This window comes from Bradyrhizobium zhanjiangense (assembly GCF_004114935.1).
Taxonomy (GTDB): domain Bacteria; phylum Pseudomonadota; class Alphaproteobacteria; order Rhizobiales; family Xanthobacteraceae; genus Bradyrhizobium; species Bradyrhizobium zhanjiangense.
The window spans coordinates 7,228,114-7,242,178 of the sequence record NZ_CP022221.1 but is presented as its reverse complement, the minus strand read 5'-3'; the positions used below and the strand labels follow the sequence as shown (position 1 = coordinate 7,242,178).

Sequence of the window (14,065 nt, the reverse complement as noted above, 5' to 3'; positions counted from 1 at the left end):
CAAGCCAGCAGCGCCGCCCGCACCCCGACCCGCCTTGGGCGCCAACAGGATGGTGCGCTAGCACCGCGCGGCAAGCCAATTGCGGTCCACTTCGATGCAAACGGCCATTTATTCGGCTGCTTCAACCGCTGGAGCTTTGAGCTCCGCGAACTTGGCGGCCATCGTCGGATTGCCCCGCGTCAGCTTCTTAATCGTGACATCCTGGGCCTTGTCGTTCGCCAGGCGCAGGTTGCGGTCAGCCCCGATCAACGCATCTTTTGTCTTCTGTAGATGGTCGATGGACTTATCAATCTCGTTGATCGCCGTCTGGAAATTCCTGGAGGCAAGATCGTAATTCTTGGCGAACCCGTTCTTGAAAGTCTCAAGCTGATTCTCAAACTGCGTAACATCTATGTTTTGCGCCTTAACGAGCGCTAGCTCTGTCTTGTATTTCAAAGAGTTGGTGGCCGCGTTTCGCAGTAGCGTGATCATTGGCAGGAAGAACTGCGGCCGGATGACATACATCTTCGGATAGCGGTGAAAGACGTCAACGATACCGGTATTATAAAGTTCGCTGTCGGGTTCGAGCAATGAGACCAGGACGGCATACTCGCAGCCCTTTTCGGCGCGATCCCGATCGAGTTCCTTGAGAAAGTCCTCGTTCCTGCTCTTCGTAGCGGTTCTATCGCTCTCGTTCTTCATCTCGAACATGATAGAGATGATCTCGGTGCCGGCGTCGTCTGAGTCCCGAAAGATGTAATCGCCCTTACTGCCGGTTCGAGCGTCGTTATCCTTCTCGAAGTAGGCCCGCGGAAAGGCCATCGAGCGCACTCGGTTGAACTCAGTCTCGCAGTGCTGTTCGAGCGTCTCGCCAACCATCTTGGTCGACAGTCGGGCCTTCATATCCTTCAGGCGATCGATCGTGTCGTCGCGATCCTTGATCTGGGTCTCGTACTTGTCTTTGAGCGACTGTTCAGAGAGCTGCTTTTCAAGCTGTACCTGCTTGATGCCGTTCTTCAGCTCATCGCGCTCTTTTTCGATCGTACCTACGGCCTGGGTTACGGCGAGCTTTTTCTCGAGCTCAACGGCCTGGAGCTTGGCTTGCAACACTCGGATTTCCTCTTCCTTGGCAGCAGAAACCTTGTGCAGCTCGCTGGCCAGAAGGGCGTCGGCGAGCTCTGACGAAGCCTTCTTCTCGCGTTCAGTCTGCGCGAGCGCGTTCGCGAGCGTGTCTCGCTGTTTCTCCACTACGCTGAGAGCTTCGGTGACGGCGAGCTTTTGATTGACCGCGCTCGCCTCAAGCTTGGACTTCAGTTCCTGAATTTCGGCATCCTTGGCGGCCCCGGTCTTCTGCATATCGCTGCTAATAGTTGCCTTGGCCAATTCCACAGCGTTCCGCTTGTCGCGCTCGGCCAATTCCAGCCGCTGGTGCAGTTGTTTTTCAAAATCTCCGTCACGGACCTGCTTCAGAATCTCGGCATAGCCGGACTCGTCGACCTTGAAGGCCTTGTCACAGTGGGGACAGATGATCTCGTGCATGTTTCCTGACAGAGGGCTGGTGCGGTTGCTGTTGAAACTTCGAGTAAGCTTGGCCCGACCTCGACGGTCGGCTTTCCGCGGATTCTCCGCCGCGAGAACAAAATTAGAACAAATTGACTTGGCCGGTCAAGCCGCGCGCAACGCTTCCGCGCGATTTCAGCCAAAAATCCCCAGGTTTTCCAATACGGTGAGGTGAGATGGCGGAAGCCCATGACTGAAATCGGCCGAAATGGAAGGCTCCGCCCTAGCTAATTTTCTCAATTGCGCCGCGCGCCACGGTTGCCTGAGTTCAAGGGCCTTAGAAGGCAGCTTCGATCGATTGGCGATCTTGAATTTGCAGCGACTCCCCGCCAACTTTGTCGATCTTCTGCGACTCGTCGAACAGAATGCTTATTCCGTTACCTACGAGTACAGCAGCCGGATGATCGCCAACGGTCTGTCGAGGATTGGTTTCTCGTCGCTCTCCTTCATCGGTGCAATCGTTCTTATTAATTGAGGTAGCCCATCTAAACTTGCGCGCCCAATGAAGTGGATGATGCACGCAGGCGCTACTCGCTCGATCCGGCCTTCGGGATAATCTTGTGAAGCCCCAAAGCCGATCGAAGAAGTGTTCAATCAATGTGGCGGCGCCGGTGAAGACCAATTCGTTTGCCCCGAAGCGATATATCCAGGGGGCTTGCGTATCACTCCGGCGGCGAGGCGATGACAATATTGGCGGGTGCGCGCTTGATGTCGGGCCGATGGACGATGCCTGCGAACTCAATATCGGAAGCCGAGCAGGCTGCCGCTCGGGTCAGTGTCCGTCAGCCGTAGGCGGACAAGCGCCTGATGGTCGAAGGTGGAGGAGAAGTCGCTCACCGGCACCATATCGGTGTTGAGCGTGCAGATGTATTGAAAGCCATACTTGGCGGACATCTCGGCGGCGAGTTCGAGCGCATGCGCTCGCTGCCGCGGATCGACACCGTCAAAGATGGTGCTGTCATGGATAAGGAAGTCTATGCCCAGACCGCGCTGGCGTGCGAAGCACAAGAGCATGAGATCATAGCAGAAAATCTTCATCTTGCTGATGCCTTCGCTCGGGCTGCCAGCGATCTCGACATCGAACTTGTAGCCCGTGTCGTCGATATCGATGACCAGGCGCCCCGGGGTCTTGTAGAGGTGTTCGGAGAAATCCGAGAACAAGCTGAGCGCTTGAGACCACAGCGGACGACGCTCTTCATAGTCGAGCGCGGCAGCGCGCTTGAGTTCGACCGTCTCGACCTTGATCGTGTCGGCTTTGGTCGTCATCTGCCGCAACTGGGTGATGCGGCTGGTGAGCTCGTCGACCTTAAGTCTGGTTGCGGCGAAGAGCTCCTGAAGCTGGGTTAATTCTTCAAGGGCCCCCTGTCCAGCAAGGGCATTGAGATATCCGGCTCGTCGTTCCGTTAGCGCCGCAATTTCGGCGTTTCTCGCCTCCAGGCCAACTTCGAGCGCGGCGATCTCGCTCGCGATAAACTGGCGACGATTGGTGACGATCTGCTCGTTGAAGGCCCGAGCAGCAGCCAGGGTCTTGATCACGGCGCCGGGCAGCGCGACGCCAGCCTCGGTGTACAGCGCTTCGAGGCGATCATCCGTTGGCGGGCCCTCGGCAACCACGGTCTCGCGATATCGATCGAGCCTGCGCCTATCGGTGATGTTCAAGTTGACTAGCGCATGGATCTCCGCTGTCAGCGTGTTCGCCTGAGCTTCGATCTCGCGGTATTGAGGCATAACCTGAAAGGTCGATAGGGCGGCGCGTTCGCGCTCTAGCTGGGTCGATAGCTGCAGTCGCTCTGCTTCAAGTTCACCGAGCGACGCCAGTTCACCATCGACTGCGCCCGTTTTGATGGCCTGTTTCAGAGCGTCGAGCGCGTTTCTTTGGTCCTTCAATTGCTGCCACATAACCGCCTTATCCCAGTCGAGGCCGAGCAGGAAGGCGTTGTGGACCTGAATGTCCCAGACCTTTTGATTGTCGAAGTATTTGAAGGGCGTGTTGTAGGCGGCGGGCTGGTTGCGATTGAAGTAGGAGAGCAGCGATCGGGCGGACGGCTTGTATCCGCGCCCAGCTGATGCCTCGGTGAGCCCAAACAGCGCCCAGGCGAGTACGGCTCTCCATTTCTTAGCATCGAATCCGGGCACGCCTTCCTTGTTGTTCGTCGGACGGAGCGGCCATCCTTCGGTCGGTCCTTCGATTGCGAAGAAGGAAGGCGCATCCGTCGCACGCGTGACGCAGACGTCACTGCCGGCGATGGTTAGGTCCAACGTGAATGCCCAGCCCTGCAGGGCGTCCACGCGGAGCCCTTTACCTGGGGCCGTGTTGCTGGCAAGGCAGAAGTCGATGATATCGATCAGGGTCGATTTGCCGAGGGCATTCGTCGTGTCTTTCTCGCCCGAGGTGTTCGAGCGGTCGGCGAGGACAAGGTTGACGCCAGCCGTGAAAATGATGCCGTGGAAGCCCCGTCGATTAGCACGCACTCGCCGTATCACGATACGACCCTCACGATGATGCCGTCCTTCAGGTCGATGGCGCCGATGAGGTAGAGGAGATTTGCGGCAAGCGCGAAGCGCTCGAACGTTCCTACGTTTGGTTCGCCTTTAAGACGCTCCCACAGTCCCGACACGGTCATGGGGGTGACGAGGTGAGCGAGCAGCGTTGCGCCCACTCCGATAAGCGCCTCTTGCTCAGCGATATGCTTCGTGGGAAGGATCATTTCTCGAACACGTCGCAGATCTCGAACAGATATATCAGGACTGAAATTCCCGCGGTGCGGTCGGCATGGTTTCTAAGGCCCCGCTGCGCGAACGAACACATTAACTCGAAAAGTTCGTCTCCCTGGTGGCCTTTTGCGCGAAGGAAGTAGTACTCCGCCAGGAAGCCGGCTTTCAGGCGTTCAGGAAAGTCCGGGTCTAGCTGCGTTTCGGCTTCGACGTAGGCCGCTACCGTGGCGCGCGACATCATCCCGGCGGCGATGATGTGACGAGAACCGTTCGTCAGAGCGTTTTTCTTTATCTTCTCGGCCGGCGCTACGAGGTCGAATGATCCGTTTGCCGTTGGGACCTGTGAGGTCACCCAAGAGACGGCTCGTTCGAGCTCGGGAAACTCCACGTCCGCGAACGCCTCTTCCATCGCTTGCCGGACTTGGGTCTCGTGGGTTGCCTTGAGCGCCCGCAGGGTAGGAGTCGGCCAATCGGGCTCGACCTTATCGATGATAGTGTGGTGGTCCGTGCACATGAAAATGAGGTTGTGCACGCTGTCGCGCTCGTCGTCGGTCATCGACGCGTCGTAGCGCGCCGCATTTGGCTTTTCCCCGCGTATGTGGGCGGCCTCGGCGACGTAGGTGTCTTCGCCAGATTTCGCTTCATAGGTGAGGTGCTTTCCGCATTTTGGAAAGGCGCACACGCCGCCGCTCCGGAATGCCAGAAGGACCTTCGTCGGATAGCTGGCGGCCATGCCTAGCTCGCCGCTCTGGATGGGTTGATCGTCTCAACGCCCTCGAAATCCGTTTTATCATCCGCTGCCACGATGATTTCCGTCGCAGCGGCCATTGTTAAAACGTTGGAGTCGTCGAGCATCACGTTGCAGAGCGCCTTCCTTCTCTCTCGCTGCTGGCCGAGCTGAGCCATTATAAATTCTCCGATTGTTTCGGCCGGTGCCGAGAGGGACTCCGTGAGAAAGGCAGCCGTACTGTTCATGATTCGAATGATTTGCCCACAATCGCCGAAACACGCCTGGTCTCGTTTCTTTCTTATCCCAACGGGCATAATGCCCGAGGCGCAACCCATTAGACAAGAGGGCTTTGCCGCTGACTACGATTCGCGGACAGGTCTTCCTTAGCCAACAGACGATTCCTGGTAGTCGTCTCTTACGTGTGGTCCGAAGGCTTGGCGGATACTATCACCGTTCGAATCGGCGAAGTTCGATTCGATCTGTAGTTTTGCTGCTTCTGGCGCTTGTGATTTCTTTGTTGCGCCGCGAATTGGACAGCAGGACAACGGCTGAGGAGCGCGCATCCCGTCCAGAGTGGGCTCGGAATCGGCTAAGAGCGGGAAATTCGAGGGGAGAGGGGAACGTCGATGCAGATCCACGGAAAAAGCCATCTGGCGGAAGCCCTTCAGGCTCTGTCAAGAATTCCAACGGACCACGACGGCCGCGTTGGCTGGGATTCGGCTAAACTTGAGCACGGCAGCTTTGAGGTCCTTTACAATCTGACATTCGATCCACCGATCGATGATTTTGAAAAGGATGCCGCTATTTGGTCTGCGCTGAATGAGTGTGCGCGGGCCAATGATTTCACCCCGCGATTCTTTATCCTGAAGCTGAGGACCTTTCTCGACGGGTTGTTTAGCAACAAGTCGCGGTCTTTCATGGCAGTAACCCAGGTCAATGCTCAAGCGGCTGCGCGGCTTCCAAACAAGATCATGTCGGTCGATGGATCGGTCGAGATCAGGGCGCGCCTGCCGCCGTCAAGCCTGAGAGTGATCCAGAAGTTGGACGGCTTCGATCGGCAGCGGCTCAATCTCCACGATGACTTTGCCTACCTCGTTATGAAAGTAAAAAGTCGGAACGACTGCGGGGCGCTCAATGCGGCCTACCGGAGTATGAAATACTCTCTTGGCATTCTGAACATGGCAACGAGCGGCTACGGGGTCAGCAAGCGCTTTGGCTTTCCGAACGCTCCGATCGGGACGTTTCTGTCGGCATCACCTATTTTCCTCATCGATACAGCATCCCGAAAGCTCGGCACCTGGCAATCTGAGAGTTATTACCCGACAACCTGGAAAAGAAATTTCTCCGTCTGGCAGCGGCAGGATGCTCCGCATATTACGAAGTTCGCCAAGAACGTCGCTTCCGACCTCGCGCGGATCGACTTCAAAGAAAAACTGGTCCGCGCGGTATTGCTATTTCAAGAGGGACTTGAAACGAGCCACGTCGAGGTCGCCCTTCTAAAATTCTGGACCGCAATTGAAGTACTGTGTGCGCGGGAGGAGCGAGAGCCGGCACAGCGCGTGGTGGAGCGCGCGAGCTCGATCTTCGACAATTTCCCGCACGCTGCCATGCGTCTGAACTTCATTCAGGACTATCGCAACCGCGTGGTTCATCGCGGCGAAGCAAGTGATCACGCGCTACTGTGCGCGCAATATGGCAGCCTATACCTGGCGGCCCTCATTCGGTTCTTCCTTTGGAATATTTACAAGTTCAGGAAGCGCGACCAGATACTAGACTTTCTTTCGTTACCGCTCGATATGCAAAGGCTCAAAAACAACATCGACCTAAACCGTACCCGATTGAAGGCTGCAAGGCGCATGGCGGCGAGGGAAGCCGAAACTCGTAACAACTAACGGCGGCAACGTGAGCACAGAGATAAATTGCTTGATGGCACTACCCCGAGATTGCGCCGACTTGCCGCTGATGAGGTTTAGTCGCAAATGGAGTCGGTTCATCGACTGATAAGGTTTCTAACAAAACGGAGTCAGTTCGCGGACTGATAAGGAAAGACGTGAAACCTTATCAGTCGGACTGGCCGCCGCTGCCCTTGGCAGCGTTCCCTGGACCGGATGGTGCCGATCCTGAAGCGCCGCCCAGGAGCTCCCTCTTCAATCTCTGACGAATTTCGCGACGTTGACATCTTCGCCTCGCGACCGTCGCAGGACTGCCATCGCGCTATCACGCGATTCGAACAGCGCCTTGCGCACGACTCGTCTCGGCCTTCGCTCCGCTGGGCGCGGCGATCGCCTTGGCGGCAGCGGCCCAGTCGGCTGCCGTAACCCGGCGCTGTTCTGCGGTCAGTAAATCGAGCGTGTGCTCGCGCGAGATCAATCCCCAAAGCGAGCCGCGCGGCCTGAATATGCCTGAGCGATTCTGATCGGGCTTTTGCGCTGCACAATGGCGCTCACGCCGGCGGCCGCGTTGACTTCCTGCTTCTGTGGGATAAGTATAGACATATTGTCGTCGAGGGAGCCGCGCCATCATGCCGCCAATCTATATCTCCTACTTGAACCGCCTCGACATCGACGAACTCAAGATTACCGACGAAGAGATCCTCGCGGCCATCGAAACGAGTCTTGCGGCGCAAGGAAGAGGTGACACGGTTATCGAGCCCCGCGTCCATCTCGAACCAGGCGCCGCCAACGGGCATTTCAACGTTTTGCGTGGGGCGATAAAGCCGCCGATCGATAGGGCTGGAGTCAAGATCGTCGGTGACTTCGTAGACAACTACAAGCTCGGTCTTCATTCGGAGCTTGGCATCTTGGCCCTGTTTGATCCTCGGACCGGCGCTCCAAGGGCAATCATGGATGCGAGCGGAATCACCGACATGCGAACCGGGGCGGTCACGGCGATCGGTGCCAAGTATTTGGCTCGCAAGAACTCAAGAATACTTGGTCACATCGGTGCGCGGGGGACGGCCTATTGGAACGTGCGGCTGCTTGATCATCTCTTCGACTTCGATGAGATCCGCGTCCATTCGCGCCGGGAGGAGAGCCGGAACGATTTCGCAGATCGACTCAGTCAGGATCTCGGCAAGAAGGTCGTGGCGACCGCTGACTGGAAGTCGTGTCTTGACGGGGCGGACATCGTGGTCGAGGCGTCCCGTCTCGACAAACCGACGCCGATGCTCAAGACCGAGTGGATCAAGAAGGGCGCTTTTGTCGTGCCCTACGGTACGATGAGTGCAATCGAACTCTCGCTGACCGATATCATGACAAAGCTGGTTGTCGATGATTGGGGGCAGTGCAAGGGCGGGAAGTTCGGTAGTCTTCGTGCTCACGTCGAAGCGGGCAAGCTGTCCGAAAAGACGCTCCATGCCGAACTGGGCCAGATTGTTGCTGGTCTCAAGCCAGGTCGCGAAAGCGATGCGGAAACCAATCTGCTTTGGCATCGCGGGCTCTCACTGTCCGATATAGCGCTGGGCCATGCAATGCTGGAAAAGGCCGAGCGGATCGGGGTAGGCCAGCGCTTGCGCTTTGCGTGAACACCAGTCAGGCACATACCGACATGTGCTATGCCGCGAATGCGCGAATGTATTCGGTTAATTCCCAGGCAGCGGTCGCATGGAAGGGGCTGTTCGGCTGGCTCGCTCGCGTTAGCGGGGTCAACCTCGATATTGTAGATCATGCCTTTCCGCGTCCCTTGGCGGAGCTTTGGTCACGGCGCGATCTCGGTTGCGCCTTTATGTGCGGATTTCCGTTCATGTTGGCGAAACATCGGCCCCAGCCGGTCGTTGCGCCGATTCCCGCCAACGCTCCGGTTCCCGGACGCTCGGTCTATGCGACAAGGTTCCTGGTACGCTCGGACTCGGAATTTCAGACGATCGAGGACACTTTTGGCGGCCGGCTCGGTTACACCGTCGAGGACTCTCATTCCGGTTACAATGCGGTGCGCCATCACCTCCTGCCATATTACCGCCGGCGCGGTACCGAGCTCTATCGCGAAAGTATCGGTCCGCTGACGACCCCGCGCGGGGTTATGGACGCGATTATTGCCGGTGATGTCGACGTCGGCCCGCTTGACAGTTACGCGCTGGATCTGATGATCCGTCACGAACCGCAGCTTGGCTCCCGGGTCAGGATCGTTGCAACGACCGAACCTGCGCCGATTCCGTTTCTCGTAGCCGCACCCGGATGTCCCGACGATATTGTGGCCAAGTTGCAGGCAACTCTCACGACCTTTGCCAAGGCGTCCGAGTGCGCTTTCTTGCGAGACGCATTGTGTCTTAACGGTTTCGCTCCTGTCGAGATTGGGGACTACGAACTGATATTGCGTTGGGACGCCGAGGCGCGCGCGGCAGGCTACGTCCGGCCGATTTGACCTCGGCATTGACGGAGCACCACCAGATAGCACGCAGCCGCAGCGGCGGGAGCTATTTGACATTTGAAGTCGGTTTCGCGCATCAAGATGGCCGCGTCACCGCATGCCAGTGTTGTCGCCTTGCTGTCGGCTGAATAAAGGCAGACGTCGTCAAATGGGGCAACGACGACGGCGACGTCATACCCGATGAAATCGCAATCTATCGGTTGGCGGACCTGCAGGAGCCGATGCTCGAATTGGTCTCGCAGCGTCATCACATTGAGATCCACGATTTCGCCGGCGAGTAATCGCGCCGAGGTCGGAGTATCGCCGGGAAAGCTCACAGGGGCGGTATTGCGATCCAGCACGACCGGCTGGGCACTCCCGATTGTGAGGGATAGTCCGTTCCCCCCGACGACGGCAAGGGTACGGTCGATGCCGGGAAATTCAGAGAACGGGCCGTCAGAAGCGATGTGGCCCATGCTGATGCGCCAGTCGAACGCATTGAGCGAGGCACCTGGTGGCGAGATAGCAATCTCCGTCGTCGAGCCGCCGCCGTTCTTCCAGGGCGTCCTTCGACATTCATTAGCGCGAACAATCTTCATGATGGTTGAGGAGTCATCCAGTTTGTTGGCCAGGACCCATCAAGCGCGACAGACACTTGGCGCTCTGATGTAAGTTGTATATACATATAGCAGGTCTCTAGACTGTTTCGCCGAAATGGACTGCATTTCATGGCGCCGGGTGCATTTTCGAACTGGCCCCTGCTTGTGGCAGGCGTAGTCAGGTGCGCGGGAATCGGATGTTGCGCGTCCACCGCCGACTTGGGGGTCCATTCGCAGAATGAGCACGGTAGCAAAACGGGGAAGCGGGGCAGGGACCACCCTCCATCAACGCATCCGCAGCGACATTGAGGGCCGTATTCTTTCGGGCGAGTGGCCGCCTGGCTACCGGCTCCCGTTCGAGCACGAGATTATGCAGACATATTCATGCGCCCGCATGACGGCGAACAAGGTCCTTTCGGCGCTGGCTGCTTCCGGCCTGGTAGAGCGTCGCCGGCGAGCGGGCAGCTTCGTCGCACGTCCGAAGGTCCATTCCGCGGTGCTGCAGATTCCTGACCTCAAGGCTGAGGTCGAAAGTCGCGGCGAACGGTATGGCTACGAGTTGCTCGACCGGCAGCAGCGAGGCGCGACGCGAGAAGACAGGGGGCGGCTGGAGGTTCACCTTCGCGAACCCATACTGGCGGTGCGCTGTCGTCACGACGCCGCGGAGCAGCCATTCGCGCTGGAAGATCGACTGCTCAACCTGAAGGCGGTGCCTGACGCTTCCCTGCAGGATTTTTCGATCGTGCCGCCAAGCACCTGGTTGGTCGACCACGTGCCGTGGACCGAAGCCGAACACCGCATATCCGCATTCAACGCGGATGCCTCTGTTGCCACTGAACTTTCGATTGATGTCGGGACGGCATGTCTCGTCATCGAACGATGGACGTGGCGCAATGGTGAGCCGATCACGGCGGTCCGATTTACCCATCCCGCGCAGCTGTACGATCTGGTGGCCAGGTTCACCCCGTGCGGTTAGTCGTTCCATTGTCCGACAGCTCCTCGCTTCGAGGCCGTCGGCAGAGACGATCACTTGGCTTTAGCGGCGTCGACGAATTGGTTCGTCCACAGATCGTTCTCGGACGACTTGGCGTCGAACTCCTTGCCAAAGTTGGTGCCAACCTCCTTGGCAAAAGTCAGCGCGTTCTGCATACTCTGGACGTCGATTTTCCCGCCATCGGCGACGCCGCTGCTCATCGTCTTGAGCGCGGCCGCAATTGCCTGCGGATCCGCTTTGGCAAAGAACTGCTTCTGGATCGCGCTCGCCGCCTCGTCCGGCTTATTGACCGCAGCTGCGCTGCCTTCTTGCAGGGCCTTTGCTGTCTTGGTGATCAGATCGGCCGTCGCCTGGCTAATGGGCTTCTTGGCGACGAGCACCAGATAGGGCTGGTTCGCAAGCAGGGGGAAGTCGTCGCCAAGCGACACAAGCACAACGCCAGTGCCGGCCTTTTCGGCGAGGTATCCCTCCGGTGGAGACAGCACGAAGGCGTCGATCCGCTTCGCTTCGAGCGCGGCTTGAACGGCGGTAGGGTTACCAACCTGAGCAACCCTTAGGTCGTTCTTTGGATCAAGGCCGCCTTTCGCGGCGAGCCAGCGCGCCGCGATCTCCTGCGCGCCTGCAAGCGCGGTAGCGCCGACGAGCGCGCCCTTCATGGCAGCGAGCTTCTTTGCCAAGGGATCGGTCGCCTTAACACCGGTACGTTCCAAAAGTGCGGGCGAGACAACGAGCTGGAGCGTAACTTTCGACATTAATGAATAGACGATTTCGAAAGGCTGGCCTTTGGCTGCCGCGCGAAGCATCGCATCGGGCCCGACAGCCGCAAGTTCTATATCGCCGGCATCGAGTGCAGCGAGTGCAGAGGCGTCGCCCCCGGGCAATGCGACGACTGTGGCCGTCAATCCCTGCGATTTGAACGTGTCTAGAGCGCGAGCCGACCAGATCGGCAGAAAACTCAAAGTCGGAGCGCCCAGCCCGATCCGTACTGTCTGTTGGGCATTGGCCAAACTTGGCGACAGCGCCAACGTAGCTCCGATGACAGCAATTTTCGCTACCCTGAGGATCGTGCGCATGAAGCTCTCCGTTTCTAAATGTCGATTGGACCGGTCCCCGATAGGGAGCGCCAGCGCAACAGTCGGCGCTCAAGGCGACCAGCAAGGACGTTAGCAACAGTCACGAATGCAAGGAGGATCACGATCCCTGCGAATACGCCTGCCGGATCATACGTCGACGATGCCTCGTGGATGAAAAGGCCGAGTCCCTGGGCAGACGAGGTAAATTCGCCAACAATCACGCCGATAACGCTGTACGGAATTGCGAGCCGCATGCCCAGCATCACGAACGGCGCGGCAGCAGGCAGAAAGACGTGATAGGTGAGCTGTCGCTGGTTGGCTCCCATCACCAGGGTTAGATTGACGAGTTCGCGGTCAACGCTGCGCACGCCAGCGAATACGTTGTAAAAGACTAGAAAGAACACCATGATCGAGGCCAGGGCGACCTTCGAACCCATCCCGATGCCAAACCAAATGATGAAGAGCGGGGCGAGGGCGATCTTTGGCACCCCATAGAACGCCATTACGTAAGGTTCGAATATCCGCGCGAGTCTGGGCGATCGGCCAAGAGTGTAGCCGCCGATCACACCGCCTGCGACGCCGATAACGTAACCGAGCACAAGCTCCTGGCCGGTTGTCCAAAGATGCGGATAGATCTCACCCGAGGCAAACAATTCGTACAGGCGTTGCGCGACTGCGGTAGGCTTGCTGACGTAGATCTCTTTGATCAATCGACCGGATGCGTATTGCCAGAACAGAAGCAGCGCGACGCCCGGTAGAAGTTTCAGCAGCCACTGAAACGATCGGGCGACAATTGCCGGGAGGGCTCGGTGCGGGGGCTTGGTATCCATGGAGGCGGAATACGCCATGTCGATCACCGGCTTGCCCTCGGTCAATGGACTTGTCCGGTATTGATCTGCGAACGGAACTCAGTCCAAACCGCGTCGTAGGCGGCCTCGAAACCTGGATTGCGGAATGGCTCGAACATGTTGCGTGGCCGTGGGAGATCGATCGGAATGTTCGCCAGTAAGCGGGATGGTCGCTGGCTCAGCACGACCACATAGTCGGCGAGAAGCACGGCTTCGGTGATATCGTGCGTTACAAACACGATAGTCGCACCAGCTTCCATAGACAGTTTCTGCAGATCGCTCTGCATCACCATGCGAGTCTGCGCATCTAGAGCTCCGAACGGTTCGTCCATGAGGATGATATCTGGACGGTAAACCAAGGTACGCGCGATCGAACCGCGCTTTTGCATGCCGCCAGAAAGTTGACTGGGATAATGATGTTCAAAGCCCTTGAGGCCGACGGAGCCGAGCGCGCTCGCGACCCGCTGACTGCGTTCCTCAGCCGCAACGCCCCGCAACAAGAGGGGAAGCTCGACGTTCTCAAACAGGGTCTTCCAGGGAAATAATTGGGCTTGTTGGGGAACAAAGCCGACTTCGGTGTTGATCGAAGCCACTGCGCGGCCGCGGTGACGTACTGCACCACGGGTTGGAATCAGGAGCCCAGCCGCCATCTGCAGCAGCGTGCTCTTGCCGCATCCGCTCGGACCGATAACTGCAACAAATTTCCCGCGATCAACCTCGAAGCTGATCTCATCCAACACGCGAATGTTCGTCCGTTGTCCCGGAGACGGAAAGTCCTGCCCGATCCCATCGAAGGCGAGTACGCGGTCGGTCATTCCGGTCACCCTTACTCTAACATGTATATACATAATCGAAGCCGGCCGGATGGGCAAGCTGGCATGGGTGATGAGATTTCGGGCTGCTGCGTGCGGGTGGTCAGGCAGAAAGGTTAGAACCCCCCTAACCTCGTGCCTGCCTAGGACAGATCCCGTACTGCGTGCCCGTCGTTGAATGGCAAATTTACCCCTCGGCATTAGCCGGCTAGATAGTTGGCCCGGTCTCAACCTCTTCTCGCAAGGTCTCTTCGTGCGTGAGATGGTGGCTGGAAGATCGACGACCGCGGAGGGGCGGCCCCAGTTGGAGTTTAGGGAGGCACAATCGCGCTACCCGACGCAAGCCCTCCAGCGACAGGGCGTCCGCGTCACTGTGGTTTCGACCCTCGTCGCCCGGCCGCCGATGAGTTG

15 protein-coding genes are annotated in these 14,065 nt (G+C 58.1%); 5 read left to right on the top strand and 10 right to left on the bottom strand.

The features are described from left to right. Positions 1-108: 108 nt before the first annotated feature. The gene (locus XH85_RS34810; protein ID WP_128935492.1) at positions 109-1,518 is read right to left on the bottom strand and encodes a DUF2130 domain-containing protein; all 1,410 of its coding nucleotides are present in this window, start codon (positions 1,516-1,518) and stop codon (positions 109-111) included. A gap of 229 nt (positions 1,519-1,747) precedes the next feature. On the opposite strand from XH85_RS34810, the gene XH85_RS34805 reads away from it, so the two are divergent. After that, on the top strand, positions 1,748-2,014 hold the full coding sequence (locus tag XH85_RS34805) for a hypothetical protein (protein ID WP_128935491.1): 267 nt from the start codon (positions 1,748-1,750) through the stop codon (positions 2,012-2,014). A gap of 263 nt (positions 2,015-2,277) precedes the next feature. Here the strand turns inward: XH85_RS34805 and XH85_RS34800 are convergent, their stop codons facing one another. The 4 genes from XH85_RS34800 to XH85_RS45525 are packed head-to-tail and all read right to left on the bottom strand — an operon-like array spanning position 2,278 to position 5,160. Further along, complete coding sequence (locus XH85_RS34800; protein ID WP_245473835.1) at positions 2,278-4,011, bottom strand: DUF2326 domain-containing protein; 1,734 nt, start codon at positions 4,009-4,011, stop codon at positions 2,278-2,280. Between the two features lie 8 nt (positions 4,012-4,019). Beyond that, entirely contained in the window at positions 4,020-4,247 is a 228-nt protein-coding gene (locus XH85_RS34795; RefSeq protein WP_128935489.1) for an ABC-three component system middle component 6, read from the bottom strand. Beyond that, a complete protein-coding gene (locus XH85_RS34790) occupies positions 4,244-4,987 on the bottom strand; it encodes an HNH endonuclease signature motif containing protein (RefSeq protein ID WP_128935488.1) in 744 nt (247 codons plus the stop codon). The genes XH85_RS34795 and XH85_RS34790 overlap by 4 nt, the downstream gene beginning before the upstream one ends. A gap of 2 nt (positions 4,988-4,989) precedes the next feature. Further along, positions 4,990-5,160 carry a hypothetical protein gene (locus XH85_RS45525; RefSeq protein WP_164940878.1) on the bottom strand — a complete coding sequence of 57 codons (171 nt, stop codon included), beginning with the start codon at positions 5,158-5,160 and terminating at the stop codon, positions 4,990-4,992. A gap of 450 nt (positions 5,161-5,610) precedes the next feature. Between XH85_RS45525 and XH85_RS34785 the strand changes: the two genes are divergently transcribed. Further along, positions 5,611-6,876 carry a hypothetical protein gene (locus XH85_RS34785; RefSeq protein ID WP_128935487.1) on the top strand — a complete coding sequence of 422 codons (1,266 nt, stop codon included), beginning with the start codon at positions 5,611-5,613 and terminating at the stop codon, positions 6,874-6,876. Positions 6,877-7,201: 325 nt separating this feature from the next. On the opposite strand, the gene XH85_RS34780 is transcribed toward XH85_RS34785, so the two are convergent. Next, complete coding sequence (locus XH85_RS34780; protein WP_128935486.1) at positions 7,202-7,507, bottom strand: hypothetical protein; 306 nt, start codon at positions 7,505-7,507, stop codon at positions 7,202-7,204. Here XH85_RS34780 and XH85_RS34775 point away from each other — a divergent pair. Both XH85_RS34775 and XH85_RS34770 read left to right on the top strand, forming a co-directional pair. Next, entirely contained in the window at positions 7,506-8,507 is a 1,002-nt protein-coding gene (locus XH85_RS34775; protein ID WP_128935485.1) for an ornithine cyclodeaminase family protein, read from the top strand. The genes XH85_RS34780 and XH85_RS34775 overlap by 2 nt on opposite strands. Then, entirely contained in the window at positions 8,504-9,343 is an 840-nt protein-coding gene (locus XH85_RS34770; RefSeq protein WP_208758075.1) for a phosphate/phosphite/phosphonate ABC transporter substrate-binding protein, read from the top strand. Before XH85_RS34775 ends, XH85_RS34770 begins: the two co-directional genes overlap by 4 nt. Here the strand turns inward: XH85_RS34770 and XH85_RS34765 are convergent. Beyond that, positions 9,325-9,927, bottom strand: a complete 603-nt coding sequence (locus tag XH85_RS34765) for a HutD/Ves family protein (RefSeq protein ID WP_128935484.1) — start codon at positions 9,925-9,927, stop codon at positions 9,325-9,327. The two genes, XH85_RS34770 and XH85_RS34765, sit on opposite strands and share 19 nt — an antisense overlap. Positions 9,928-10,165: 238 nt before the next feature. Between XH85_RS34765 and hutC the strand changes: the two genes are divergently transcribed. Continuing rightward, positions 10,166-10,903, top strand: coding sequence for a histidine utilization repressor (gene hutC / locus XH85_RS34760; protein WP_128935483.1), 738 nt, complete (start codon positions 10,166-10,168; stop codon positions 10,901-10,903). 50 nt (positions 10,904-10,953) lie between these two features. On the opposite strand, the gene XH85_RS34755 is transcribed toward hutC, so the two are convergent. Genes XH85_RS34755 through XH85_RS34745 form a run of 3 tightly spaced genes read right to left on the bottom strand, consistent with a single transcriptional unit; the run spans position 10,954 to position 13,657 of the window. Next, complete coding sequence (locus tag XH85_RS34755; protein WP_128935482.1) at positions 10,954-11,994, bottom strand: ABC transporter substrate-binding protein; 1,041 nt, start codon at positions 11,992-11,994, stop codon at positions 10,954-10,956. A 14-nt stretch (positions 11,995-12,008) separates the two neighbouring features. Then, on the bottom strand, positions 12,009-12,869 hold the full coding sequence (locus XH85_RS34750) for an ABC transporter permease (protein WP_128935481.1): 861 nt from the start codon (positions 12,867-12,869) through the stop codon (positions 12,009-12,011). Then, complete coding sequence (locus tag XH85_RS34745) at positions 12,866-13,657, bottom strand: ABC transporter ATP-binding protein (RefSeq protein WP_164940877.1); 792 nt, start codon at positions 13,655-13,657, stop codon at positions 12,866-12,868. The genes XH85_RS34750 and XH85_RS34745 overlap by 4 nt, the downstream gene beginning before the upstream one ends. Positions 13,658-14,065: the final 408 nt, after the last annotated feature.